The organism is Neisseria sp. P0018.S001 (genome assembly GCF_051957355.1).
In the GTDB taxonomy this organism is placed as follows: Bacteria; Pseudomonadota; Gammaproteobacteria; order Burkholderiales; family Neisseriaceae; genus Neisseria; species Neisseria subflava_A.
Genome location: NZ_JBQCWN010000033.1, coordinates 1 through 1,679 on the forward strand (window position 1 = coordinate 1; position 1,679 = coordinate 1,679).

Genomic DNA, 1,679 nt, shown 5'->3' on the forward strand with positions numbered 1-1,679 from the left:
TCTCGGCGGAGTCGTTCTCGATGGATACCGTCGCCTCGCTCGCGAATACCGCAGCCACAAACCCGAACTCAACAAAATCAAAAAAACCGCCGCCACCACGGCCGACGGCATCAACGTTGAGTTGCTCGCCAACATCGGATCCGCCGAAGACGTCAAAGCTTTGCACAACTTCTGTGCAGGCGGTGTTGGTTTGTTTTGTGGTGGGTTTTTTTGTTTTGGTTTTGGTGGTGTGTTGGTTGAGGATGGGTGGTACGGGGTTTGTGTTGGTGTTGTTGGGTGGGTTTGTTTTGTCGTTTTTGGCGGGCGGATGTGGTGGGTTGGTTGTTTTGGGTGGTGGTGTTTGTTGTGGTGTGGGTGTGTTTGGGGGTGTGGGGGGTGTTGTTGTTGGGGTTGTTTTGTGGGGTGTGGGGGGTGTGTTGGTGGGTGGGGTTGTTGGGTTTTTGGTGGTGGGGGTGGTTGGGGTGGTGGTTGGGGGGGGTGTGTGGTTTTGTGTTTGGGGTGGGGTGGGGGTTGTTGTTGGGGGTCGTTGGTGGTGTTTGGTTTTTTGGTGGGGGTTTGGTTTTTGGGGGGGTTTTGGTGGTGGTTTGGTGGTTGGGGGCGGGGGTGTTGGGGTTGTTGGTAGTGTTGGGTGGGTGGTGTGGGTGTTGTTGTTTTGGTTTGTTTTTGGGGGGGTTGTTTGGGGGGGTGTGGGTGGTGGTTGTGTTGGTGTTTGTGGGTGTTTGGTTGTTGTTGTGTGAGGTTGTGTGTGTGTGTGTGGTGTTGTTTTGTTGGGGGTGGGTTTGTTGGGTGTGTTGGTGTTTGTTTTGGGGTGGGGTGGTGTGTTTTGGGGTTGTTTGGGGGGGGGTGGGTTTTGTTGGTGGGGGGGGTTGTTTGGGTGGGGGGGTTGGGGGGTTGTTTGGGGGGTTTTTTTGGGTGGTTTTGGTGTTTTTGGGTTTTGTTGGTGTGTTTGTGTTTTGGTGGTTGTTGGTGGTTGGGTTTTTTTTTTGTTTTGGGGTTGGTTGGTGGTGGTGGTGTTGTTGTTTTGGGTGGTTTGTAGGGCGATTTGTTTGTGGGGGTATCTTTTGGGGTTCGTTTTGAGTTGTTTCGCGAGTTTTGTTGTCTGTTCATTTATTGTTCTGTTTGTCATGGCGGAGTTGGATGCGGAGAGGGTGGGGTGGTTGTTTGGTGTGGTGGTGTGGGTTTGGTTTTGTTTTGCGTGTGCTGTGTTGGGTTGTTGTTTGTGGGTTTTTTGTTTGGGGGGTGTTGGTTGTTGTTGGGGTTGTTGGTGTGTGGATTGGGTGTGTTGGTGTGGTGGTTTTTGTTGTTTGTTTGTGGTTTGTGTTTGTTGGTGGTGTTGTTTGGTTGGTTTGTGGGGGTGTTGGGGTGGGGGTTGGTTGTGGTGTGGGTTTTGGTGTTGGTTTTGTTGTTGGTTGTGTTGGTTGTGTGTGTGGTTTTGGTGGGGTGGTTGGTTGGGTTGGTGTGTGGGTTGTTGGTGTGGGTGGGGGTGTTTGGGTTTGTGGTGTTGGTTTTGTGTGTTTGTGGGTTGGTGGTGTTTGTTTTGTTTGGTGTGTTGTTGAGTTTACCGGCGCGAATCTTACCGAATTTACCTTGCAAACCGATGAAGGAATCACGAGTGGCAAAACCTTGGGAACCGCCCGTGATTGCTGTTTTTTGTTCAACTTGCCAAATGGCTTTCAAAT

At 51.3% G+C, this 1,679-nt stretch carries 1 protein-coding gene and 2 pseudogenes; 2 read left to right on the forward strand and 1 reads right to left on the reverse strand.

Annotated elements, in window-relative coordinates; genetic code table 11:
- Together ACTHTJ_RS10610 and ACTHTJ_RS10615 are read left to right on the forward strand one after the other, a co-directional pair.
- Nucleotides 1-203, forward strand: a pseudogene (locus tag ACTHTJ_RS10610) (putative PEP-binding protein); the annotation flags it as partial.
- A gap of 226 nt (nucleotides 204-429) precedes the next feature.
- Nucleotides 430-1,077, forward strand: a complete 648-nt coding sequence (locus tag ACTHTJ_RS10615) for a hypothetical protein (RefSeq protein WP_440362665.1) — start codon at nucleotides 430-432, stop codon at nucleotides 1,075-1,077.
- A gap of 45 nt (nucleotides 1,078-1,122) precedes the next feature.
- Here the strand turns inward: ACTHTJ_RS10615 and ACTHTJ_RS10620 are convergent.
- A pseudogene (locus tag ACTHTJ_RS10620) lies at nucleotides 1,123-1,679 on the reverse strand (hypothetical protein); the annotation flags it as partial.